Below are 21,635 nucleotides of genomic sequence, written 5' to 3'. Positions count from 1 at the left end.
CCCTTCACTTAACAGTGAACACCCTTAAGTGTTAGGTTAGGCTCACCCGACCAGAAAGAGTGACGATGACCGCTCACCTCGAGGCGGCTTCGCCCGGCAGCTCGGCTGCCGAGGCCACCCCCGCCGCCGATATCCCCGCACCTGAAGAATCCCCTGCCGAGAAGGACAGACGCGGCCGTGCCGCCCTTGCCCAGCTGCTGTCACCGGTGCGCGGCCGCCTGCTCACCGGCCGCCTGCTCGGTGCCCTGGCAGGCATCGTGGCCGTCGCCCCCTACGTCGCGCTCGTCGAACTCGGCCGCGCCGTGCTGCCAGCGCTCAGCGGCGCACCGGTCGACGCCGCACGCGTCAGCGCCATCGTCGTCTGGATCCTCACCGGCGTCAGCCTCCAGGCCACGCTGACCTTCGCCGCACTGCTCATCACCCATTTCGCCGACCTGCGCCTGGAGGTCATCCTGCGGCGGCGGATCATCGAGCGGATCGCCCGTGCCCCGCTGTCCTGGTTCGGCGAGCACACCTCAGGCCAGGTGCGCAAAGCTGTGCAGGATGACACGAAGGCGCTGCACACGCTGGTCGCACACGCCCCGGTCGAGCAGATGCTCGCCGTCGTCACTCCGCTCGCACTTGCCGTCTACGCCTTCATCATCGACTGGCGGCTCGGGCTGCTGGCGGTCGCCGCGGTCCCGGTCTACCTCGCGATCCAGGCCTTCACCATGCGCGGCATGGGCGCCAAGACCGCAGCGATGGACACGAAGCTCGGCCATGTCGCCTCGGCGATCGTCGAGTTCTGCGATGGCATCGGCGTCATCAAGGCCTTCGGCCGCACCGGCACCGCCCACGAGCGCTACCGCCGGGCCGCCGACGACTTCAGTGTCTTCTACATGGCCTGGGTCGGCCCGCTCATCCGCATCTCCGCGATCAGCGAAGCGGCGATCAGCGTGCCGGTCCTCGTGCTCCTCAACGCCGGGCTCGGTTCACTGCTCGTGACGTCCGGGGCGGTCACCGCCGCCGATGTCATCGCCACCACGATGATCGCACTCATCCTGCCCGCCACGATCCAGACACTGGGCACCACGGTATGGCACTACCAGACCGCCGGTGCCGCTGCCCTGCGCCTGTCCGCGCTGCTGGAGACCGAGGAGCTCGCCGCCGTCCCGCCTGCGGATTCTGCAGTGCCCGCAGCCGGGTCGCCTGCACCCGAGGTGCCGGGCACCGTCTGCTTCGACGGCGTGTCCTTCTCCTATGGCGCCGACGCCGAGGCCCCGCTCGCCCTCGCGGATGTCTCCCTGACGCTGGAGCCGGGCACCGTCACCGCGCTCATCGGCCCGTCGGGGTCGGGCAAGTCGACGCTGGCCCTCATGCTCGCCCGCTTCTACGATCCCACCTCAGGCGCCATCCGCATCGGCGGCCGCGAAATCCGCTCGCTGCCGCCGGGGCAGCTGTATCGCATGGTGTCCTTCGTGCTGCAGAGCCCGCAGCTCATCACCGACACCATCCGCGAGAATGTGCGTCTGGCCGTCCCCGATGCCGGGGACACCGCGATCTGGCAGGCGCTTGAGCAGGCGCAGATCGCTGCAGAGATCCGCGCCCTGCCCGGTGGGCTCGACACCGTCATCGGGCGTGACACGGAGCTCTCCGGCGGCCAGCAGCAGCGCATCGCGATCGCCCGGGCGCTGCTGGCTGACGCGCCGATCCTCATCCTCGACGAGGCGCTGAGTGCCGCCGACCCCGACTCCGAGGCGGAGATCCAGCAGGCACTCACCGGCCTCGTCACCGGCCGGACCGTCCTCGTCATCGCCCACCGCCCCGAATCGGTCCTCGGGGTCGACCAGATCATCCGGCTCGATCGCGGCCGCATCGCCGAGCGGCTGACGGGCAGCGCCGTCACCGATGATGCCGTCGTCTCCCTCATGGCCTCCGGAGGTGCCCGTTGATCCCGTTCCTGCGCTCTGCCCGCCATCTCATGACGCCAGCCGGGCGGCGCCGACTGTCGTGGGCGATGCTCTTCTCGGCTCTGGCCGGCCTGTGCGAGGCCGCGGCACTGCTCGTGCTGCTGCCGCTCATCACTGCGCTGCTCACCGGCGCGGCCTCAGCCGGCCTCAGCTTCACCGGATGGCTGTGGGTGCTGGCCTGTGTCGCCGTGGCCGGCGCGATCACCCGCTATGTGGAGGCGACCATCGGCTACCTGGGTGCCGGTGACCTCATCCGCAACGCCCACCGGCTGCTCGGCGATCGGCTCGCGATGCTTCCGATCGGCTGGTTCACCCGGCAGCGCGCCGGTGAGCTCTCACGCCTGACGACCAGCGAATTCATGACCGTCGCCTCGGCACTCGCCCACACCGTCACGGCCCTCATCCGGCAGAGCACGGCCGTCGTCGCGGTCGCGGCCGGCACCTGGCTGTGGGACTGGCGCCTGGGTCTCGTCTTCCTCATCAGCGCACCGCTGGCGGTCCTGCTGCTGTGGTGGGGTACGAGACTCTCACGGAGGGCACACCGCGTCCAGGCGCCGTCGACGAATGAGCTCTCCTCCCGCATCGTCGAGTTCGCCGCCTGCCAGCCGGCACTGCGTGCAGCCGGCCGAGCAGGATCCTTCACCCCGCTCATGCGCGCCAGTGCCGCGAACGACCGCGCCCGGATCATCGAGCTGTGGCTGCTGACCGCCGGCGTGCTGCTGAGCAATATCGCCCTGCAGGTCATCACCGTCGGGCTCATCGTCACCACTGCCTGGCTGCTGACTGCCGATCTCCTCACCGCAGCCGCAGCCGTGACCTTCGTCGGACTCGCCCTGCGCTTCACGAAGAACCTCCAGTCCGCAGCCGACAGCGTCATGGCCGTCGTCCAGGCGATGCCGCCGATGGAGCGAGCGCTGGAGATCATGCAGACTCCGGTGCGGAAAGAACCGCCGGCCGCAGCTTCCCTGCCGGTGCCAGGCGAGGTCCGCCTCGACGAGGTGAGCTTCGGCTACCGGCCCGGCACTCCGGTGCTCACCGATATCAGCTTCACCGCCGCACCGACGACGATGACGGCGATCATCGGCCCATCGGGCTCGGGGAAGACGACGGTCGCCCGGCTCATCGCCGGATTCTGGCAGGCTGACAGCGGCACCGTCTCCGTCGGGGGCACACCGCTGCACGTGCAGACGACCGAGCAGCTCATGGCCCAGCTGGGCATCGTGTTCCAGGACGTCTATCTCTTCGACGACACGCTGGAAGCCAATATCCGCATCGGCCGTCCTGATGCAGACGAGGCAGCGGTGCGCGAGGCCGCCGATCTCTCTGGTGTCACCGAGATCGCTCAGCGGCTGCCCGGCGGCTGGCAGACCCGGGTCGGCGAGGGCGGGCGAGCACTGTCCGGCGGGGAGCGTCAGCGCGTCTCGATCGCCCGGGCGCTGCTCAAGCAGGCCCCGATCGTCCTGTTCGACGAGGCCACGAGCGCACTCGATGCGCAGAATGAGGCTAATGTGCTCGCCAGCATCGATGCGCTGCGACGCCGCTCGACGGTCATCGTCATCGCACACCGGCTCTCGACGATCTCCCGCGCTGATCAGATCATCGCGCTCTCCGACCACGGCACGATCGCCGAGACCGGCACACACGACGAGCTCTACGCCGCAGATGGCGCCTATCGCCGCTACTGGGATCACCGGAGACAGGCCGCAGGCTGGCGGCTGACCGGCCCGCGCGCGTGACCGGCCGTGCGGCTGACGGACTCGCGCGCATGACCGGCACGCGCGCATGACCGGACGGGAACCCGATACCCTGGTGCGCATGACGAAGAAGAGCGGTCCAGCCCCGCGCTTCAGCATCGGCGATGCGGTGGCGGCAGCGCTCGACCTCGGCATCGACCAGTTCACGATGGCGCAGGTCGCAGCCCGCCTGTCCGTCACACCGCCGGCGCTCTACCGGGTGGTCAGCAGCCGCGATGAGCTGCTGCGGCTCAGCTTCGCCGCTGTCGCAGCCGACATGCGCCCGCCGGATCCCGAGCATTCGTGGCAGCAGCAGCTGCGCGATTTCGCTGAGGCGCTGTGGGATCTGTGCGAAGCCCACCCGGGCATGCCGCGGGCCGTCATCGGCACCCCGCACCTGCATGCTGAGGTGTGGAGGCAGCTGAGCCGGTTCGCCGATGCGGTGCAGGCTTCCGGCTGCCCGCTGTCGCGTGAGACCGTCGTCTTCGCTCTCGACTTCCTCGGCGACACTGTCGCGACCACGCATATGAGCATCACTGCGATGCGCAGCCCGAAGGACACCGGAAGCACCGAGCATGCCACCGGCAGTTCACCGTTCATGGCCGAGCCCTCGGCGACCGAACGCGGCTACCTCGAACGCAAGATCGGCTTCATCATCACCGGCCTCGAATCCGGCTGGTCACCGACCTGAGCAGATGGTTCAGACACCCACCGTGCGCGAGGCGGTGGGCACCTCGAGTGCGGATTCGAACCATTCCGAGAGGCTGAGCACCCCGCGGTCGTCGAACCGGCGGCCTGCGACCTGCAGCCCGATCGTCCGGCCATCAGCCGTGTAGCCGGCCGGCACGGAGGAGGCGGGCTGTTCGGACATGTTGTAGGGCACGGTGAACGAGATGTGCTGCATCGGCTGGGTCGCGTCGTTGAACGGCATCGGCCAGTCGGCCGGGAACGCGGCCATCGGTGCGACCGGTGAGAGCACGAAGTCATAGCCTGCGGTGGCTTCGACGGTGCGCCGGCGCATCTCCTGGATCGCGTGGTAGCAGCGCAGCAGCTCGGTCGCTGAGATATCGGCCCCGGCCCAACACCACTGGGCGACATAGGGCAGGATCCTGCGCCGGTCGGCATCGTCGAGGGCTTTGAAGTCCGCCCAGGAGCGCACCCGCCAGAACCGGTCGATATCGATGAGCAGCTCCTGGTCCATGAACGGGGTGATCCGCTCGACGCTGGCCCCAGCACTCTCGAGGGCCGCAGCGGCGGCATCGACGGCGGCGGCCACCTCGGGATCGGTCGCACTGCCGCACCCGGCATCGGTGTGCACCGCGACCTTGAGCCCGGCGACGTCGAAGTCCTCATCCCGGTAGCTGTCCGCGGTCGCCGGCAGCTGGGAGTAGTCGCGGTCATCGGGCCGGCCGATCACCTCCATCGCGTCGATGACGTCGCTGAAGCGGCGGGCCAGGGGGCCTGCGCACCGGCCCAGGTAGGGAGCTGAGAGCGGCACCCGTCCGAAGCTCGGTTTGAGGGTCGCCAGTCCCAGCCAGGTGCCCGGCAGGCGGATCGACCCGCCGATGTCGGAGCCGATGTGGATCGGCCCGTAGCCGGCCGCGGCAGCCGCGCCGGCGCCAGACGACGACCCGCCGGTGGTGAGCTCGGGGTTCAGCGGTGAGCGGGTGATGCCATGCCGGGAGGACACTCCCGAGGACAGCATTCCCCAGTCGGGCATGACGGTGGAGGCGAAGAGCACTGCACCGGCCTCGAGCAGCCGGTCGGTGATCGGGGCGTTGGCCTCGGCGACGATCGGTTCGCCGGCATTGTGGCCGCCGGGCATCCCGACGCCGGCCCAGGCGATGTTCTCCTTGATCGTCACCGGCACTCCGTCGAGATCCGAGCGCGGCGCGCCTGCCTGCCAGCGGGCCGCTGCCGCCTCGGCCGCCTGCCGGGCGGAGTCGAAGTCGGTGTGCCACAGCGCGTTGACCGTAGGTTCGCATGTCTCGACGCGCTCCTTGACGGCGTCGAGCACCGCGACCGGGTCGGTGCGGCCTGCGGCGTAGGCGGCGCGCAGTTCGGCGGCGCTGGCATCGGCGAGCGTGGTGTCCATGGCGGTCCTTCCGTGCTCTCAGCCGGCCCGCTCATCGAGGGCGGCGGCGAGTGTGGGTGTGGCGGCGACGAGTGAGGCGGTGTACTCGTGCTGCGGGTGGTCGTAGATCGAGGCGACGTCGCCGGATTCGACGATCCGGCCGTCCTTCATGACGACGACGTCGGAGCACAGGTGGCGCACGACTCCGAGGTCGTGGGAGACGAACACGAGGGTGAGCTCGTAGTCCTCGACGAGGTCGGTGAGCAGGTTGAGCACCTGGGCGCGGACGGAGACGTCGAGAGCGGAGACCGGTTCATCGGCGACGAGGATCCGCGGGCGGCACACGAGCGCACGCGCAATCGAGATGCGCTGGCGCTGCCCGCCGGAGAACTGGTGCGGATACCGGGCGCGGCTGCAGGCGTCGAGGCCGACGGCCTCGAGCGTCTCGCTGACCTTCTCCCGCCGCTGGGCTGCCGGCACGCCCATGGCCACCAGCGGTTCGGCGACGATGTCGGCGACCTGCATGCGCGGGTCGAGGCTGGCGAACGGATCCTGGAAGACGATCTGCAGCTCCTCGCGCATCGCCCGCAGCTGCGCCTGGCTGGCCGAGGCGATCTCGCAGTCCCCGACCCGCACGTACCCGCTGGTGAGCGGCTCGAGGCCGGAGAGGATCCTGAGCAGCGTCGACTTGCCGGACCCGGATTCGCCGACGATCCCGAACCGCTGCCCGGCCCGGATGCTCAGCGTCACATCGGTGAGCGCATCGACGGTGTCAGCCCTGCTGAACAGCCCGGACTTCGTGCGCTGATAGGTCTTGTGCAGGCCCTCGATCTCGATCAGCGGCGCCTGCTCCTGCGCTCCCGGGTCGTTGGCCGTTCCCGAGGCGGTGGCGACCTGCTGTTCGCCGGTGACCTGCGCCTCGGGCGGGGTGAAGCGTGCCCGGCTGAGCCGGGCGGCATCGTAGGCGCGGGCGGTGGCGATGGTGAAGAGCCGGCCGTCGTCGTCGGTGGCCGTCAGGTCGGAGGCGGCGAGCAGCCCGCGGGTGTAGTCGTGCTGCGGGTCGGTGAAGATCTGCTCGGTGGCACCGGCTTCGACGATCTCGCCGTGGTACATCACCATGACCTTCTCGCACACTCTGGCCACGACGGCCAGATCGTGGGTGATGAACAGCAGCCCCGTGTCCGAGGTGGTCACCGCGTTCAGCACGAGGTCGAGGACCTGCCGCTGGACCGTGACGTCGAGGGCGGTGGTCGGCTCATCGCAGATGAGCAGCTGCGGGTCGTTCGCCAGCGCCATCGCAAGCATCACCCGCTGCCGCTGCCCGCCGGAGAGCTGGTGCGGGTACGCCCGGGCGGTGGCCTGCGGGTCGGGCAGCTGGACGAGGCCCAGCAGGTCGATCGCGCGCCTCGCCGCGTCGGTCTTCGACTGGGTGCGGTGGATGCGCATGACCTCAGCAACCTGGGCGCCGACGCGCATGAGCGGGTTGAGCGCACTCATCGGCTCCTGGAAGACCATCGACATGTTCAGCCCGCGCAGCCGGGCGATCTGCCGGTCGGAGCGCTCAAGCAGATCGCCCTCAGTGCCGGCGAGGGTGATCGACCCGGTGGCGGTGAGCTCCTCGGGCAGCAGGCCCATGACCGCTGAGGCGGTGAGCGATTTCCCGGACCCGGATTCGCCGATGAGCCCGACCCGCTCGCCGGGGGCGATGGTGAACGATGTCGGGTGCACGAGCGTGGTCTGCGCGGTGGTGATCGACAGGTCGGTGACCTCGAGCAGGCTGCGTTTGCTCACCGGTGCCGGCGGAGCGGCGGCGCTGGCGTGGGCGGGCATGTCAGTCACGTCCTTTCAGCTTCGGGTCGAAGCGGTCGCGCAGCCCGTCGCCGAGCAGATTGAAGCCGAGCACAGCGGCGGCGATGAACAGGCCCGGCCACAGGGCGAGCATCGGATGGGAGGACAGGTACTGCTGGGACTCCTGCAGCATCCGGCCCCAGGATGGGGTCGGCGGTTGGGTGCCCAGGCCCAGGAAGGACAGCCCCGCCTCGGCGAGGATCGCCAGGGCGAAGGCGACGGAGGCCTGCACGATGATCATGCCGGCGATGTTGGGCAGCACGTGGAACACGGCGATCGGGCCGATCCGGCGGTTGGCCGCGCGGGCGGCCATGATGTACTCGGTGCTCATCACCTGCAGGGTCCCGGACCGGGCGACACGAGCGAAGCCGGGGATCGAGGCGATGCCGAGGGCGACCATCGCCGGCCCGGTGCCGGGACCGAACACGGCGGAGAACACGATCGCCAGCAGCAGGGCCGGGAAGGCCAGCAGCAGGTCGTTGCCGCGCATGATGAGACCGGACAGCCACCCGTAGGGGGTCATCCCCGCGAGCACACCCAGCGGCACCCCGATGAGGGCGGCGATGGCGACGGAGACGACGCCGACGAGCAGGGTGATGCGCGCGCCGTACATGATCCAGGTGAAGGTGTCGCGGCCGTACCGGTCGGTGCCGAAGATGTGGTCGGCTGACATGCCCTGCAGTCGGTCAGCGGGCATCGCCTGGGTGGGGTTGTACGGCGTCCACAGATACGACACGAGCGCCATGCCGATGACGATGCCGATGAGCACGATGCCGATGACGAGCGAGGCGTCGGCCCTGCGGCGGCTGGCGACGAGACGGGTGGTCATGCGGCCCTCCTGACGCGCGGGTCGAGGACGGTGTAGAGCAGGTCGACGATGAGGTTGAGCAGCAGGACGAGCACCACGAGGACCATGACGATGCCCTGGACGGTGACGAGGTCGCGGTTGGCCACAGCCCGCACGAGTTCGGAGCCCATGCCGGGGATGACGAAGACCTGTTCGATGACGACGGCGCCGATGAGCATCGTGGCCAGCTGGATGCCGGCAACGGTGACGACGGGGATGGCGGCGTTGCGCAGCCCGTGGCGCACGAGCGCCTGCGTCTTCGTCAGCCCTTTGGCGCGGGCGGTGCGCAGGAAGTCCTCGCGCATCACCTCGAGCACGGCCGACCGGACGTAGCGGGTGAGGATCGCCGCCTGCACGAGCGCCAGCGCCAGCACCGGCAGGGCCAGCCGGGCGAGGAACCGGCCGAAGCCCTCGATCGGGGCGGCCCAGCCGCTGGAGGGGAGCCAGCCGAGGCCCAAGGAGAAGATCATGATGAGGATGATGGCGGCCAGGAAGTTCGGCACGGCGATGCCGACCTGGCTGGCCGCTGAGATCGCGGTGCCGAGCGTGCGCTTCTGGAACACCGCAGCCAGCGAACCCAGCGGCACGGCGATGAGCAGGGCGACGGCCATCGAGGCGATGACGATGATGAGGGTGACCTGGATGGAGTCGGCGATGACCGGGGTGATCGGTGCGCGGGTGACATAGGAGGTGCCGAAGTCGCCGGTGAGCATGCCGGAGATCCAGTCGAGGTACTGCACCGGCAGCGGCCGGTCGAGACCGTACGTGCGCTCGAGCTGGGCCACCGCCTCGGGGGTGGCGTTGGTGCCCAACGCCACCTGGGCAGCGTTGCCGGGCAGCACCTGCATGAGCAGGAACACGATGACCGAGGCAGCCGCGGCGGTGACCGCGAACTGCAGCAGCCGGCGGATGAGGTATCCGGCCATGCCACCTCCTTGTGGACCGCAGCCGCGCGGGGCCGGGGCTGCGGGTCAGATGAGCGGGGCGGGCCGGGGCTACCGGCCCGCCAGGGTCACTTCCAGGCCAGTGTGGCGATCGGGAAGGAATCAGAGACGAAGTTCTCCGGCAGTCCCTCGACCTTGGCGTCAGCGACGATGAGGTTGGGGAACAGGAACAGGAATCCGGCCGCGGCGTCCTCGGTGATCGTGCGGGCGACGTCCTTCATGCCTGAGACGTACTCCTCCTCGGTGCCGGTGTCGGCCTTCTTCGCGGCGTCTTCGATCTGGGAGTAGTCATAGCCGGTGTAGTAGCCGTCGCCGAACACGGTGAGCATGTCGTTGGCCTCGACGTGGTTGATGACCGACATGTCGTAGTCGTGGTTAGTGAAGGTCTTCTCCAGCCACACCGCCGGGAACTCCTGGGTCTCGATCTTCGGCTTCAGCCCTGCCTCTTCGAGCTGGGAGACGACGATGTCGGCGACCGCGGTGGCGTAGGGCAGGTTGGGCACGGTGTAGGTGAAGGACTCCCCTTCGATGCCGGCCTCCTTGACGAGCTCCCGGGCCTTGTCGACATCGTGCGGGTACACGTCGGTGAGGTCCTCGTAATAGGGGGCGGTCGGTGGGACCATCCCGCCGATGAGGGTGCCGTAGCCGCCCCAGGCGGTGTCGAGGATGGCCTGCTCGTCGATGGCGTAGAGGACGGCCTCACGGGCCTTCTTGTCGGCGAAGATGCCCTCGGCGTTGTTCATCGACAGCACGACTTCGCCGTTCGTGGTGCCCTCGACGACCTGGTAGTCATCGGGTGATTCGAAGTCGCCAGCCAGTTCGGGGGCCTGCAGGCTGGCGAGCACGTCGACTTCGCCGGACTTCACGGCGTTGACTGCGGCGACGGGGTCCTTGTAGTACTTGAAGGTCACCGTCTCCAGATTCGGCTGCCCGCCCCAGTAGTCCTCGCGGGCTGCGTAGACGATCTCCTGACCGCGGGTGAAGGACTGCACCTCATACGGGCCCGTGCCGACGGCCTTGTTCGCCAGGTCGTCGACGGCGTCTTCGCTGAACACCGCGCCCACGGCGCTGGCGAGGTCGTACAGCCAGCCGTTCGAGGGGTCGGTCAGCGTGATCTCGACGGTCGCGTCGTCAGGGGTGTCGATCGAGTCGATGACGGCCATCTTGGCTTTGAGTCCGTTGGTCCAGGCATCGGAGTTGACCCGCTCATAGGAGAACTTCACATCGGCGGAGGTCAGCTCGTCGCCGTTGGAGAACGTCACCCCGTGCTGCAGGTGGAAGGTGTAGGTCTTGCGGTCTTCGGAGACGTCCCACGATTCGGCGAGCGCGGGCTTGAGTTCGCCGTCCTGGTCGATGCGCACGAGCGATTCGTAGACGTTCTCCATCAGTGCCTGCGGGATCGCCGCACCGCCGGTGGTGGTGAAGTCGAGGTTGACCGGCTCGGCGGTGTGCGCGACGACCATGTCGGTGCGCTTCTCCTCCCCGCCTGAGCCGTTGTTGCCGGCTCCTGCGCTGCAGCCGGTGGCGGTGAGCACAACGGCGGCCAGTGCTGCCGCCCATGCAGTGAGTCGTCGCGTCATGTTTCCCTCGAGTCTCGTGTGTAGTGGTGACCGGCCCCGCGGGCCTGGATTCACCTTAACGGACGCTCAACGCCGGCTGAGAGATCGTCTCGCAGTGTGTCCTGTTCCACATCCGCGCCCGAGGCGGTCCTCGCCTTGCTGCCGGCCGCTGAACACGCAGGTGCGGGTTAGGCTGGGGTGAGTCCGCTCATCCTCACGACGGGATCCTCATGATGTCAGCCTGGATTCGCTCATCCCCGCTCTTGGCGTTCACGGTCCTGGCCTATGCCGGTTCATGGCTGGCGTGGAGCCCATGGTGGCTGGCGCGCAACGGTGTGGGCCTGCTGCCCTATGAGCTGCCGTATGCGGCGGTCACCGGCATCAATCAGCTCGGCCTCTTCGCCGGGCCGTTCGCCGCAGCCCTCGTCGTCACCGGCGTGCGCTCCGGACGTGCGGGTCTCGCGCGTCTGCTGGCCTCGCTTGTGCGGTTCCGGGTGCGCGGCCGCTGCTACGCTCTGGCGCTCATCGCGATTCCGCTTGCCGCCGGGGTCGGCTGCCTCCTCGTCTTCGGCGTCGATCCGGCAGCGGACTTCGGCGGCGGGTTCCTTGTGGTGTTCCTCGTCGGCAGCTATCTCCTGTTCCTGCTCGGCGGGCCGCTGCAGGAGGAGCCGGGCTGGCGCGGTGTCACCCTGCCGCTGCTGCAGCGCCGGCATCATCCGCTCGCCGCCGCCGTCATCCTCGGGTTCATCCACTGCTTCTGGCATGCCCCGCTGTTCGCGACCGCCGAGTGGGACACCGCACGCAGCGGGATCGGCTACTGCATCGCCTACCTGCTGCTCATCCTCGCCTTGTCGGTCGTCATGTCCTGGGTGTTCAACGGCTCGCGGGGGTCGCTGTTGCCCGCTGTCTTGGCGCACAACGGGCTCAACTGGGCGATGCTGACCGCCGGTGGGCTGACGGGGGCGACGGCCACGACATGGCCGGCGGCACTCGGCATGAGCGCGCTGGCGCTCATCGGGATCGTGCTCACCGGCGGCCGGCTTGGCTTCGATCCGGCGGCCCCTGCCGACCCTGTCGTTCCGGTCAGCTCAGACGATCAGCGTGCCGGCACTCAGTTGCCGGAAGATCGTGCGGCGAGCAGCTGAGCGAGACTGCGCAGCGCTGCACCGCGGTGGGAGATCATGTTCTTCTCTGCAGCGCTGAGCTGGGCTGCGGTCACATCATGACCGTCGGGGTAGAAGATCGGGTCGTAGCCGAAACCGTGGTCGCCGACCGGCTCCCGGCCGAGCCTTCCGGTCATCCGTCCTTCGGCGACCACCGCCTCGGGCGCTGGCCCTTGGGCGGGGTCGACGAACACGGCTGCGCAGCAGAACGCGGCCTGCCGGTGCTCATCGGGTACATCGGCCAGCTGGGCGAGCAGCAGCTCGTAGTTGGCGACGTCGTCACCGTGACGTCCGGACCAGCGGGCTGAGAAGATGCCCGGTGCCCCGCCGAGCACGTCGACGGCCAGCCCCGAGTCATCGGCGATCGCCGGCAGCCCGGTGTGCGCGGCTGCCGAACGGGCCTTGAGCTCAGCATTGGCGGCGAAGGTCACCCCGTCCTCGACGACCTCGGGCAGGTCGACGTCAGCGGCGGTGAGCACTGTGATAGGCCGGTCGAGGCCGTCACGCAGGATCTCTTCGAGCTCCTTCCGCTTGCCCTCATTGCGGGTGGCGATGACGATGCGCTCGAACATGCAGGCTCCTGTCGATCAGGCGGTCAGTGGGTCAGTCGGCCGGCCGGCCGGTCGGTCGGCAGCGGCCGTCAGCTGCGCGGGCGGTCGAGGGCCTCGCGCTGCAGTTCGGTCAAGCGCGCGCAGCCGGTCTCGGCAAGGCTGAGGAGGGTGTCGAGTTCGGAGCGGTCGAAGGCCTGCTGTTCGGCGGTGCCCTGGATCTCGACGAATCGGCCGGAGCCGGTCATCACGACGTTCATGTCGGTATCGGCTGCCGAGTCCTCGACATAGGGCAGGTCGAGGGCGGGGGCGCCGTCGACGATCCCGACGCTGATCGCAGCGATCGAGTCGGTCAGCGGTTCGGCAGCGGCGGGGATCCAGCCGCGGGACCGGCCGGTGTCGATCGCGTCGGCCAGTGCGACGTAGGCGCCGGTGATGGCTGCGGTGCGGGTGCCGCCGTCGGCCTGGAGGACGTCGCAGTCGAGCTGGATGGTGTTCTCCCCCAGCTTGTCCATGTCGACCACGGCACGCAGGGCCCGGCCGATGAGCCGGGAGATCTCATGCGTGCGACCACCGATCTTGCCTTTGACGGATTCGCGCGGACTGCGGTCGTGGGTGGCCCTGGGCAGCATCGCGTATTCGCCGGTGACCCAGCCGCGGCCGGAGCCCTTGAGCCAGCGGGGCACACCCTCGGTCAGGGAGGCCGCGCACAGCACGCGGGTGTCGCCGAACTCGATGAGCACGCTGCCTTCAGCGTGGGTGAGCCAGTCGCGGGTGATGCGCACCTCGCGCAGTTCGTCGTGGGCGCGGCCGTCAGGACGGGTCATGGGGTCTCCTTGTGCGAGGCGGGTGGGGCTGGCCGCCGCGCCGGAGGTGGGAGCGGCGGCCGTATGTCTTCAGGCTACAGCTGCCAGGTGTTGCCGGGGCGGGCGAGTTCGATCGGCCCGGAGAATTCGGCGGCGGCTTCGGCGCGGACCATGCAGGCGTCGGTCCACGGCGGGATGTGGGTGAGCACGAGGTTCTTCGCCCCAGCAGCATCGGCGACCCGGCCGGCGCGCAGGCCGGTGAGGTGGATGCCGCGGGCGGCGTCGCGGTCCTCCTGGAAGGCGGCCTCGCAGACGAACACGTCGGCGACGCGGGCGGCTTCGACGAGGCCGTCGCACTCATCGGAGTCACCGGAGTAGGTGATGACGTGGCCGGCCTGGTCCTCGATGCGCAGCGCATAGGCTTCGACGGGGTGTTCGACGAGGAACGCGGTGATCGTCAGCGGCCCGATGGTGAAGGAGGCTCCGGGGGTCAGGTCGTGGAAGGCGAACACCGTCGACAGGTCCGTCGGGTGCGACTGGCCTGCGACCGGGCTCAGGCCCGGCTCAGTGTGGTAGGCCGCTGCCAGGCGCTCGTGCGTGCCGGCCGGACCCCAGACGGGCAGGGAGGCGCGGATCGCGCCGGTGTCGGTGTGGGCGTCGCCGCAGTTGAAGTACTTCGGGTCGTAGCTGCGGTAGACGTAGAGCCCGGTGACGTCGAGGCAGTGATCGGGGTGCAGGTGGGACAGCACGACGGCATCGAGGCTGCTGGGGTCGACGTAGTTCTGCAGCGCGCCGAGCGCCCCGGATCCCAGGTCGATGACGACCCGGTACTCCCGGTGATCGACGGCGGCCTCCAGCAGGTAGCAGCTGGCAGCCGAGGCGGGCCCGGCAAAGGAGCCCGAGGTGCCGATTGCGGTCAGTCGCATCATGCCTGTTGTTCCTCCTCCATCAGGCGTGTTCCTCCTCGTCGGCTGCGCCGGGGCCGAGGCCGGACAGCAGGATCGACGTCAGACGCTCCTGCGCCCAGGTGAGGAAGTCGTAGACGGTGAGCATCGTGGCCTGCTGGTCATCGAGCTCATCGGCGGCCTCCCGGGCGTAGAGGTCTTCGACATCGGATTCGCTGGCCATGCTCATCCGGGTGGCGAGCACGAGCCGGACGTCGTTGAGCGCCATCGACCAGGCCCGCGTGTGCGCTTCGTCCAGTTCGATCCGGCCGGTCAGCGACAGGTCGTACAGGGCGATGCGGATGTTGGCGAGCTTCGATTCGCGCAGGTCGTGTTCGGTCAGCCTGCGGAACTCCGCTGAGCGTTCGGCGTCATCGCCGTCGACGTCGGGCAGCAGCCGCAGCACGGCCGGGTCCTCGGGCCGTTCGGCCGTCGAGATGCCGACCAGCCGGGCGAGGTCATCGGCGCTGACCTCGCGTGCGCCGCTCTCCCCCGCCTCGGGCGCGGCGTCGGCCTCCGGTTCACCGGCGGGTGCATCGAGCTCGTCCTCGCCGCCGAGCATGACGGCGACGTCGGAGAGCAGGGAGCGGAAGATGTGCTTCTCGCCGGGTTCGAGGTCGAGCACGGCGAAGGCACGCGCAGTCGAGTGGATCTTCATCAGCGGCCCTCCGGGCTCACACCTCACCACCGGTCGGGGCGGGCCGGCAGGTGGCCCACAGGCCGAAGCCGTGCATGGCGGCGGTGTCGCGCTCCATCTGCTCGCGGCTGCCGGTGGCCACGACGCTGCGGCCGAGTTCGTGGACTTCGAGCATGAGCTTCTCGGACTTCGCACGCGAGTATCCGAAATAGCTCTGGAATACGTACGTCACGTAGCTCATGAGATTGACCGGGTCATTCATCACGATGCATGCCCACGGCGCATCCGGCCGAGTCTCATGCAGAGTCTCAGCCTGGGGATCGATCACCGCTTGGGATGAGTCGCCGGTTGACATCACGCCTTTCACTGTAGGCGAATTCATGGTTCACCCAGTAATCCTGCAGTGGCCTATCATCGTTCCTATGAGTGATCTCACACCGGCTTCCCCGCGGGGTTCTGCCCCGTTCCGCCCGTCGACGGCGCTGCTGACCGACCATTATGAACTCACCATGCTGCAGGCCACGCTCGACTCGGGCCGCGCTGAGCGCCGCAGCATCTTCGAGGCCTTCGGGCGCCGGCTGCCGGCCGGGCGCCGCTATGGGGTGGTCGCCGGCACCGGCCGGATCCTCGAGATGCTCGCCGACTTCACGTTCACGTCCGAGGAGCTGCAGTTCCTCGAGTCGAGAAAGGTCGTCGATTCGACGACGCTGGACTGGCTGGCTGACTTCCGGTTCTCTGGTGACATCCGCGGGTACGCCGAGGGCGAGGTGTACTTCCCCGGCTCACCGCTGCTGAGCGTGGAGGCGACCTTCGCCGAGGCGGTGGTGCTGGAGACGATGATCCTCTCGGCTCTCAACTACGATTCCGCAGTCGCCTCGGCGGCCTCGCGGATGAGCCGGGTCGCCGGCTCGCGGCCGTGCGTGGATATGGGCTCGCGCCGCACCCACGAGCAGTCGGCCGTCGCCGCTGCCCGGGCGACTGTCGTCGCAGGCTTCACCTCGACGTCGAACCTGGAGGCCGGGCGCCGCTACGGGCTGACGACCGTCGGCACTGCCGCGCACTCCTTCACGCTCATCCACGATTCCGAGCGTGAGGCGTTCGAAGCCCAGGTCCGGTCGCTCGGCTCCGATACGATCCTGCTGCTCGACACCTATGACGTCGATGAGGCGCTCACGACCGCCATCGAGGTCGCCGGCACCGAGCTCGGCGGGGTCCGGCTCGACTCCGGTGACCTCGGCATCCAGGCTGCGGAGGTGCGCGAGAAGCTCGACGCGCTCGGGGCGATCAACACGCGGATCACCGTCACCAGCGATCTCGACGAGTACGCGATCGCCGGCCTGGCAGCCGCTCCGGTCGATGCCTACGGCGTCGGCACCCGGGTCGTCACCGGCTCCGGCGCGCCGACGGCGAGCCTGGTCTACAAGCTCGTCGCTCACAGCGATGACGCAGGCGAGTGGGTGTCGGTGCAGAAGAAGGCGGCCGGGAAGTCGTCGACCGGTGGGATGAAGGAGGCCGCGCGCATCATCGACGGCACGATCGCTGTCGAGGAGGCGATCGGCATCCCGCGTCTGGAGCTGCCTGATGACCTCGAGGCCCGTCCGCTGCAGGTGCCGCTGGTCACCGGCGGTGAGATCGACCATGCGTACACCGGTCCCGAGGGGGTGCAGCGTGCCCGTGAGCGTCACGCCGCCTCGATGGCTGAGCTGCCGCGCACCGCGCACCGGCTGCAGGCCGGCGAGCCGGCGATCCCGACTGTCTTCTACAGCGCCTGAGACGAGGTACCGGTCTGCTGCGCTGCCCCTGGCCGCGCAGCAGCGGCCCGTCTCAGCGGCGGCCCGTTTCAGCGCCGGCCGATCTCAGCGGCGGCCCGTTTCAGCGGCGGCCGACGAACCAGGCCTGCAGCTTGGTGATGCGGGCCTGGATCTCCTTTCGGCTTGCCTCAGCGACCGGCGGTCCCCCGCAGGCCTTGCGCAGGTCGACGTGGATGGCGGCATGCGGCTTGCCCGTGCGCCTGGCCCACGCTCCGACCATCGTCTGCAGTTTGCTGCGCTCTTCCTTCAGCAGCCGGTGATCGTGTTCGGCCAGCTCCGCGGTCGGCACCGCCGTCTGGTTCGTCGCTCCTGAGCGGGCTCGCCGCTTCGTCTGCTCGGCCTGGCGGGTGCGCAGGAGCTCGGTGACCTGTTCGGGTTCGAGCAGGCCGGGAATGCCGATGAAGTCGAGTTCGTCCTCGGAGCCGATCATGCCGCCGGAGCCGAACTCGCCACCGTCGAACAGCACCCGGTCGAATGAGGCCTGCGAGTCCAGCGCCTCATAGGAGCCGAGCAGGTCATCGGAGGCCGATTCGCAGGCATTGGCCGCAGCGAGCGCCTCATCGTCGAAGACGACCTCGTCCTCGGCGTCGGGGTCGGGCCGGCGGTCGAGGGCGTGGTCGCGCTGGAGCTCGAGCTGATTGGCCAGGGCCAGCAGGATCGGCACGGAGGGCAGGAAGATCGACGCGGTCTCACCGCGGCGCCGGGCGCGCACGAAGCGGCCGATCGCCTGGGCGAAGAACAGCGGGGTCGAGGACGAGGTCGCGTACACGCCGACGGCCAGACGGGGTACGTCAACGCCTTCGGAGACCATCCGCACGGCGACCATCCAGCGGCGCTCGGAGTTCTGAAACTCCTCGATCCGCTTCGAGGCGCCCTCTTCGTCCGACAGCACGACGGTGACCGGTTCGCCGCAGATCTCGCGCAGCTGCTTGGCATATGCGCGGGCGACCTCCTGGTCGGTGGCGATGACGAGGCCGCCGGCATCGGGCACGCTGCGCCGGACTTCGGACAGTCGCAGGTCAGCGGCTTTGAGCACCGCAGGGATCCATTCGCCCTTCGGGTTGAGCGCGGTCCGCCAGGCCTGGGCGTGGATGTCCTTCGTCGCCTCGGCGCCGAGCACTGCCGACATCTCGTCACCGGCCTTGGTGCGCCAGCGCATCTCACCGGAGTAGGTCATGAACAGCACCGGGCGGACGACGCCGTCCTTGAGCGCCTGGGCGTAGCCGTAGGTGTAGTCGGCCTTCGAGGTGCGGATGCCCTCCTCGTCGGGGACGTATTCGACGAACGGAATCGCAGCGGTGTCCGAGCGGAACGGCGTACCGGTCAGGGCGAGCCGGCGCCGGGCTGGGCCGAACGCCTCGCGCACGGCGTCACCCCATGACAGGGCGTCACCGGCGTGGTGGATCTCATCGAGGATCACGAGCGTGCGGGCGGCCGCGGTGCGGTTGTGGTGCAGCACCGGCTTCGCAGCGACCTGCGCGTAGGTGACAGCCACGCCGTGGAACTCCTTGCCGTGGCGGCCCTGGGAGTTCTTGAAGTTCGGGTCGATCCGGATGCCCACGCGCGAGGCGGCATCGGCCCACTGGGTCTTGAGATGCTCGGTCGGGGCGACGACGGTGATCCGGTCGACTTTGCGCTGGGCGAGCAGCTCGGCTGCCAGCCGGAGCGCGAAGGTCGTCTTGCCGGCTCCCGGGGTCGCGACGGTGAGGAAGTCGCGCGGCTCCGTATCGAAGTAGCGTTCCAGGGCTTCGGCCTGCCAGGCACGCAGTTTGCCGGCCGTTCCCCACGCGGCGCGTTCGGGAAAGGCTGGTGAGAGGTGTTCGGCTGCTGAAGTTCCTGGGATCCGTGTCGGACCCGACATTTACTCCTGCGGTCCTTCAGGCATCGATTCGTAGATCTCCTTGCACTTCGGGCAGACCGGGAAGCGCTCAGGATCGCGGGTGGGGATCCACACTTTTCCGCACAGCGCGATCAGCGGGGTGCCGGTGACCATGGACTCCATGATCTTGGCCTTCGGCGCGTAGTGCGAGAACCGCTCGTGATCGCCGGGCTCAGCAAGCTGGTCCTGTGTCTGGCGCTCGATCGTGGCGGCGCCACCGGTTGCGGGCATCGTGTCGGACATAGCCACCATTCTAGCGCTGGTCGCTGGCTAGACTAATCGGCATGGCCGACAGTGACGCACTCCTCTCCTTCTCCCCCGCGCCCGAGGCGCCGACTGGCGAGGAACTCATCCGCACCTACCAGCGCGTCGCCGGGCAGATGGTCCGGCCGGTGGCGGTGGTGACGTGCCTGCGCGGCCGGCAGCCGCATGCGATCACCGTCGATTCGTTCCTCGACGTCTCCTATGATCCGCCGACGATGGCGGTGAGCATCTACTCCGGTTCCCGGATGATGGAGTCCCTGGAGATCGCCGAGGCGATGACGATCAGCGTGCTGGCAGCAGAGCAGAAGAACGTCGCCCAGTGGCTCGGGGAGCCCGGCCAGCCGCTGTACGGAGTGCTCGATGCGGTGCCGACGGCAGCGGCGCCGTCGGGGGTGCCCTATATCGCCGGTGCCGCTGCGGTGTTCGACTGCCGGATCGCTGCCCGCCTGGAAGTCGCCACGCACACGCTCGTCGTCGGTGAGGTGAGCGGCTGTGCTGAGACGGTCGGGGCACGGCCGCTGGCGCGCTGGCAGGACGGTTACGGGACCGTCACCGGCCGTTGAGATGCACGCAGCGCCGGTGCCCTGCAGGCACCGGCGCTGTGCGACGCGCAAGGTTCAGACGATGCCGACGCTCAGACGGCTCCGCGGCTCAGACTACGCCGAGGCTGTGCATCGCTTCGGCGACGCGGACGAAGCCTGCGATGTTCGCGCCGGTGACGAGGTCGCCGGGCTGGCCGTATTCGTCTGCTGCTGAAGCGCAGCGTTCGTGGATGCCGGTCATGATCTCATCGAGTTTGTGCTCGGTGAAGTCGAAGTCCCAGCTGTCGCGTGAGGCGTTCTGCTGCATCTCCAGGGCGCTGGTGGCCACGCCGCCGGCGTTGGCTGCCTTGCCGGGACCGAAGAGCACCTTGTTGTCGCGGAAGATCCGCACGGCTTCAGGGGTGCAGGGCATGTTCGCGCCCTCGGCGACGACGCGCACGCCGTTGCCGACGAGCATCTGCGCCGATTCGCCGTTGAGCTCGTTCTGGGTGGCGCACGGCAGCGCCACGTCGGTCTTGATCGACCACACGTTGCCGCCTTCTTCGAACCGTGCGCTCTCTCGCCGCTTGGCGTATTCGCCGACCCTCTCGCCCTCGACGAGCTTGACCTGCTTGAGCAGCGCGATATCCATGCCCTTGGGGTCGTGGACGAAGCCTGAGGAGTCCGAGACGCCGATGACAGTGGCACCGAGCTCCTGAGCTTTCTGGGCGGCGTGGACGGCGACGTTTCCGGAACCGGAGACGACGACGGATTTGCCTTCGATCGTCCGGTTGGTCTCTTTGAGCATCTCGCGAACGAAGAACACGGTTCCGAAGCCGGTGGCTTCGGTGCGGACCATCGAGCCGCCGTAGCCGAGGCCCTTGCCGGTGAGGACTCCTGCTTCGTAGCGATTGGTGATGCGCTTGAACTGGCCGAAGAGGAACCCGATCTCCTCTTCGCCGACGCCGATGTCACCGGCCGGCACGTCGGTGTATTCGCCGATGTGCCGGTAGAGCTCGGTCATCATCGACTGGCAGAACCGCATGATCTCCAGGCGGGACTTGCCCTTGGGGTCGAAATCGGAGCCGCCCTTGCCGCCGCCGATCGGCATGCCGGTCAGTGCGTTCTTGAAGGTCTGTTCGAAGCCGAGGAACTTGATGATGCCGGAGCTGACGGTCGGGTGGAACCGGAGGCCGCCCTTATAGGGGCCGAGGGCGGAGTTGAACTCGACACGGTAGGCGCGGTTGATCTGGACTTCCCCGTTGTCATCGACCCATGGAACGCGGAATATAATCTGCCGTTCGGGCTCGCAGAGCCGCTCAACAGCGGCGAGGGCGAGGAACTCGGGATGCTTGTCGACGACAGCACCAAGCGAATGCAGGACTTCGTGGACAGCCTGGTGGAACTCGGACTCGCCGGGGTTGCGGCGCAGCACGGTGTCGAACAGTGGCTGTAGATTCGGGTGCAATGACATGAGTCGATTGTAAGTGTTGCACGCGATGGTCCGTGCAGTGGGTCGGATTCTGGATCTTCGACGGCCCTCAGCACGATCAGCCGGCGCCCGCGATCGAGGCAAAACAGCAGGTCAAAGGACTGCATGACGAGACGCCGTGGAGTCCAGCGCGGCGAGCCGACCGCGGAAACAGCGTTCCGAATTCCGGACACGGCCTGCATAGACCTGCAAGACAATGAGAAATCATGCACCCAGTTGCGCGCACCGTTCATATCCTGCAGGGCGACGGCAGTGCATGCCGCAGGACGACGGCAGTGCATCCCGCAGGACGATGGCAGAGAGACCCACGGCGATCCGAGCACACCCACGCACGAGCTCGTGCAGCGGCCGCGTCGCAGCGCTGTTCATCATCAGCAGCACGGCCGATGCGCAGAATGCCTCAGACCGCCGCCGGGGCCTCAGGCGCCTCGAACGACTCGGCGGAGCGGTGATTCAGCCTCGCAGACCGTGGCAAGGGTGGTGAATAAGTGCGAGCCCGGGGAGCAGTGCTCAACCCGGGCTCGACTTTCTCTATGTGAAATTGCGGCGGTGTCTTACTCTCCCACACCCTGTCGAGTGCAGTACCATCAGCGCTGGCAGGCTTAGCTTCCGGGTT

19 protein-coding genes are annotated in these 21,635 nt (G+C 68.6%); 6 read left to right on the top strand and 13 right to left on the bottom strand.

The window, feature by feature from the left end; translation table 11 throughout:
* The first annotated feature begins 65 nt into the window (after positions 1-65).
* From H9634_RS12770 to H9634_RS12760, 3 genes are all read left to right on the top strand, one after another.
* Positions 66-1,931: an ABC transporter ATP-binding protein gene (locus H9634_RS12770; RefSeq protein ID WP_191727133.1), complete on the top strand. Its 1,866-nt coding sequence runs from the start codon at positions 66-68 to the stop codon at positions 1,929-1,931.
* A complete protein-coding gene (locus H9634_RS12765) occupies positions 1,928-3,685 on the top strand; it encodes an ABC transporter ATP-binding protein (protein ID WP_191727132.1) in 1,758 nt (585 codons plus the stop codon). Before H9634_RS12770 ends, H9634_RS12765 begins: the two co-directional genes overlap by 4 nt.
* Before the next feature lie 79 nt (positions 3,686-3,764).
* Positions 3,765-4,373, top strand: a complete 609-nt coding sequence (locus H9634_RS12760; RefSeq protein WP_191727130.1) for a TetR/AcrR family transcriptional regulator — start codon at positions 3,765-3,767, stop codon at positions 4,371-4,373.
* Between the two features lie 9 nt (positions 4,374-4,382).
* On the opposite strand, the gene H9634_RS12755 is transcribed toward H9634_RS12760, so the two are convergent.
* From H9634_RS12755 to H9634_RS12735, 5 genes are all read right to left on the bottom strand, one after another.
* Positions 4,383-5,777, bottom strand: coding sequence for an amidase (locus H9634_RS12755; protein WP_191727128.1), 1,395 nt, complete (start codon positions 5,775-5,777; stop codon positions 4,383-4,385).
* A gap of 18 nt (positions 5,778-5,795) precedes the next feature.
* A complete protein-coding gene (locus H9634_RS12750) occupies positions 5,796-7,586 on the bottom strand; it encodes a dipeptide ABC transporter ATP-binding protein (RefSeq protein ID WP_191727202.1) in 1,791 nt (596 codons plus the stop codon).
* A 1-nt stretch (position 7,587) separates the two neighbouring features.
* The gene (locus tag H9634_RS12745; RefSeq protein ID WP_191727126.1) at positions 7,588-8,433 is read right to left on the bottom strand and encodes an ABC transporter permease; all 846 of its coding nucleotides are present in this window, start codon (positions 8,431-8,433) and stop codon (positions 7,588-7,590) included.
* Positions 8,430-9,377: an ABC transporter permease gene (locus tag H9634_RS12740; RefSeq protein ID WP_191727124.1), complete on the bottom strand. Its 948-nt coding sequence runs from the start codon at positions 9,375-9,377 to the stop codon at positions 8,430-8,432. The genes H9634_RS12745 and H9634_RS12740 overlap by 4 nt, the downstream gene beginning before the upstream one ends.
* Before the next feature lie 86 nt (positions 9,378-9,463).
* Positions 9,464-10,975 (bottom strand): ABC transporter substrate-binding protein, encoded by a 1,512-nt coding sequence (locus H9634_RS12735; RefSeq protein ID WP_191727122.1) that lies wholly within the window; start codon positions 10,973-10,975, stop codon positions 9,464-9,466.
* A 212-nt stretch (positions 10,976-11,187) separates the two neighbouring features.
* Between H9634_RS12735 and H9634_RS12730 the strand changes: the two genes are divergently transcribed.
* Positions 11,188-12,099, top strand: coding sequence for a CPBP family intramembrane glutamic endopeptidase (locus H9634_RS12730; RefSeq protein WP_225210938.1), 912 nt, complete (start codon positions 11,188-11,190; stop codon positions 12,097-12,099).
* Here H9634_RS12730 and rdgB read toward each other — a convergent pair.
* The 5 genes from rdgB to clpS form a co-directional block, all read right to left on the bottom strand.
* Positions 12,066-12,689 carry an RdgB/HAM1 family non-canonical purine NTP pyrophosphatase gene (gene rdgB / locus H9634_RS12725; protein WP_191727118.1) on the bottom strand — a complete coding sequence of 208 codons (624 nt, stop codon included), beginning with the start codon at positions 12,687-12,689 and terminating at the stop codon, positions 12,066-12,068. The two genes, H9634_RS12730 and rdgB, sit on opposite strands and share 34 nt — an antisense overlap.
* Before the next feature lie 68 nt (positions 12,690-12,757).
* The gene (gene rph, locus H9634_RS12720; protein ID WP_191727116.1) at positions 12,758-13,492 is read right to left on the bottom strand and encodes a ribonuclease PH; all 735 of its coding nucleotides are present in this window, start codon (positions 13,490-13,492) and stop codon (positions 12,758-12,760) included.
* A 74-nt stretch (positions 13,493-13,566) separates the two neighbouring features.
* Positions 13,567-14,400 (bottom strand): MBL fold metallo-hydrolase, encoded by an 834-nt coding sequence (locus tag H9634_RS12715; RefSeq protein ID WP_318245112.1) that lies wholly within the window; start codon positions 14,398-14,400, stop codon positions 13,567-13,569.
* Between the two features lie 19 nt (positions 14,401-14,419).
* The gene (locus H9634_RS12710) at positions 14,420-15,073 is read right to left on the bottom strand and encodes a DUF2017 family protein (protein WP_175294290.1); all 654 of its coding nucleotides are present in this window, start codon (positions 15,071-15,073) and stop codon (positions 14,420-14,422) included.
* Between the two features lie 16 nt (positions 15,074-15,089).
* The gene (gene clpS, locus H9634_RS12705; protein WP_175294998.1) at positions 15,090-15,407 is read right to left on the bottom strand and encodes an ATP-dependent Clp protease adapter ClpS; all 318 of its coding nucleotides are present in this window, start codon (positions 15,405-15,407) and stop codon (positions 15,090-15,092) included.
* A gap of 67 nt (positions 15,408-15,474) precedes the next feature.
* Between clpS and H9634_RS12700 the strand changes: the two genes are divergently transcribed.
* Positions 15,475-16,824, top strand: a complete 1,350-nt coding sequence (locus H9634_RS12700; protein WP_191727114.1) for a nicotinate phosphoribosyltransferase — start codon at positions 15,475-15,477, stop codon at positions 16,822-16,824.
* 100 nt (positions 16,825-16,924) lie between these two features.
* On the opposite strand, the gene H9634_RS12695 is transcribed toward H9634_RS12700, so the two are convergent.
* On the bottom strand, positions 16,925-18,724 hold the full coding sequence (locus tag H9634_RS12695; protein ID WP_191727112.1) for a DEAD/DEAH box helicase: 1,800 nt from the start codon (positions 18,722-18,724) through the stop codon (positions 16,925-16,927).
* Complete coding sequence (locus H9634_RS12690) at positions 18,725-18,985, bottom strand: DUF3039 domain-containing protein (protein ID WP_165883404.1); 261 nt, start codon at positions 18,983-18,985, stop codon at positions 18,725-18,727. It abuts the gene before it with no gap.
* Between the two features lie 41 nt (positions 18,986-19,026).
* Here H9634_RS12690 and H9634_RS12685 point away from each other — a divergent pair, with 41 nt between their 5' ends.
* Positions 19,027-19,569: a flavin reductase family protein gene (locus H9634_RS12685; protein ID WP_191727110.1), complete on the top strand. Its 543-nt coding sequence runs from the start codon at positions 19,027-19,029 to the stop codon at positions 19,567-19,569.
* 88 nt (positions 19,570-19,657) lie between these two features.
* Here H9634_RS12685 and gdhA read toward each other — a convergent pair whose 3' ends face one another.
* Entirely contained in the window at positions 19,658-20,995 is a 1,338-nt protein-coding gene (gdhA, locus tag H9634_RS12680) for an NADP-specific glutamate dehydrogenase (protein WP_225210943.1), read from the bottom strand.
* Between the last annotated feature and the right edge of the window lie 640 nt (positions 20,996-21,635).

This window comes from Brevibacterium gallinarum, assembly GCF_014836885.1.
Classification (GTDB): domain Bacteria; phylum Actinomycetota; class Actinomycetes; order Actinomycetales; family Brevibacteriaceae; genus Brevibacterium; species Brevibacterium gallinarum.
This window is presented reverse-complemented; position numbering and strand designations above follow the sequence as displayed.

Excerpts from the sequence above, each read along its gene's own strand:
- H9634_RS12770 (WP_191727133.1), top strand. The coding sequence starts at position 66 with ATGACCGCTCACCTCGAGGCGGCTTCGCCCGGCAGCTCGGCTGCCGAG.
- H9634_RS12760 (WP_191727130.1), top strand. The coding sequence starts at position 3,765 with ATGACGAAGAAGAGCGGTCCAGCCCCGCGCTTCAGCATCGGCGATGCG.
- H9634_RS12755 (WP_191727128.1), bottom strand. The coding sequence starts at position 5,777 with ATGGACACCACGCTCGCCGATGCCAGCGCCGCCGAACTGCGCGCCGCC.
- H9634_RS12750 (WP_191727202.1), bottom strand. The coding sequence starts at position 7,586 with ATGCCCGCCCACGCCAGCGCCGCCGCTCCGCCGGCACCGGTGAGCAAA.
- H9634_RS12745 (WP_191727126.1), bottom strand. The coding sequence starts at position 8,433 with ATGACCACCCGTCTCGTCGCCAGCCGCCGCAGGGCCGACGCCTCGCTC.
- H9634_RS12740 (WP_191727124.1), bottom strand. The coding sequence starts at position 9,377 with ATGGCCGGATACCTCATCCGCCGGCTGCTGCAGTTCGCGGTCACCGCC.
- H9634_RS12735 (WP_191727122.1), bottom strand. The coding sequence starts at position 10,975 with ATGACGCGACGACTCACTGCATGGGCGGCAGCACTGGCCGCCGTTGTG.
- H9634_RS12730 (WP_225210938.1), top strand. The coding sequence starts at position 11,188 with ATGTCAGCCTGGATTCGCTCATCCCCGCTCTTGGCGTTCACGGTCCTG.
- rdgB (WP_191727118.1), bottom strand. The coding sequence starts at position 12,689 with ATGTTCGAGCGCATCGTCATCGCCACCCGCAATGAGGGCAAGCGGAAG.
- rph (WP_191727116.1), bottom strand. The coding sequence starts at position 13,492 with ATGACCCGTCCTGACGGCCGCGCCCACGACGAACTGCGCGAGGTGCGC.
- H9634_RS12715 (WP_318245112.1), bottom strand. The coding sequence starts at position 14,400 with ATGATGCGACTGACCGCAATCGGCACCTCGGGCTCCTTTGCCGGGCCC.
- H9634_RS12710 (WP_175294290.1), bottom strand. The coding sequence starts at position 15,073 with ATGAAGATCCACTCGACTGCGCGTGCCTTCGCCGTGCTCGACCTCGAA.
- clpS (WP_175294998.1), bottom strand. The coding sequence starts at position 15,407 with ATGTCAACCGGCGACTCATCCCAAGCGGTGATCGATCCCCAGGCTGAG.
- H9634_RS12700 (WP_191727114.1), top strand. The coding sequence starts at position 15,475 with ATGAGTGATCTCACACCGGCTTCCCCGCGGGGTTCTGCCCCGTTCCGC.
- H9634_RS12695 (WP_191727112.1), bottom strand. The coding sequence starts at position 18,724 with ATGTCGGGTCCGACACGGATCCCAGGAACTTCAGCAGCCGAACACCTC.
- H9634_RS12690 (WP_165883404.1), bottom strand. The coding sequence starts at position 18,985 with ATGTCCGACACGATGCCCGCAACCGGTGGCGCCGCCACGATCGAGCGC.
- H9634_RS12685 (WP_191727110.1), top strand. The coding sequence starts at position 19,027 with ATGGCCGACAGTGACGCACTCCTCTCCTTCTCCCCCGCGCCCGAGGCG.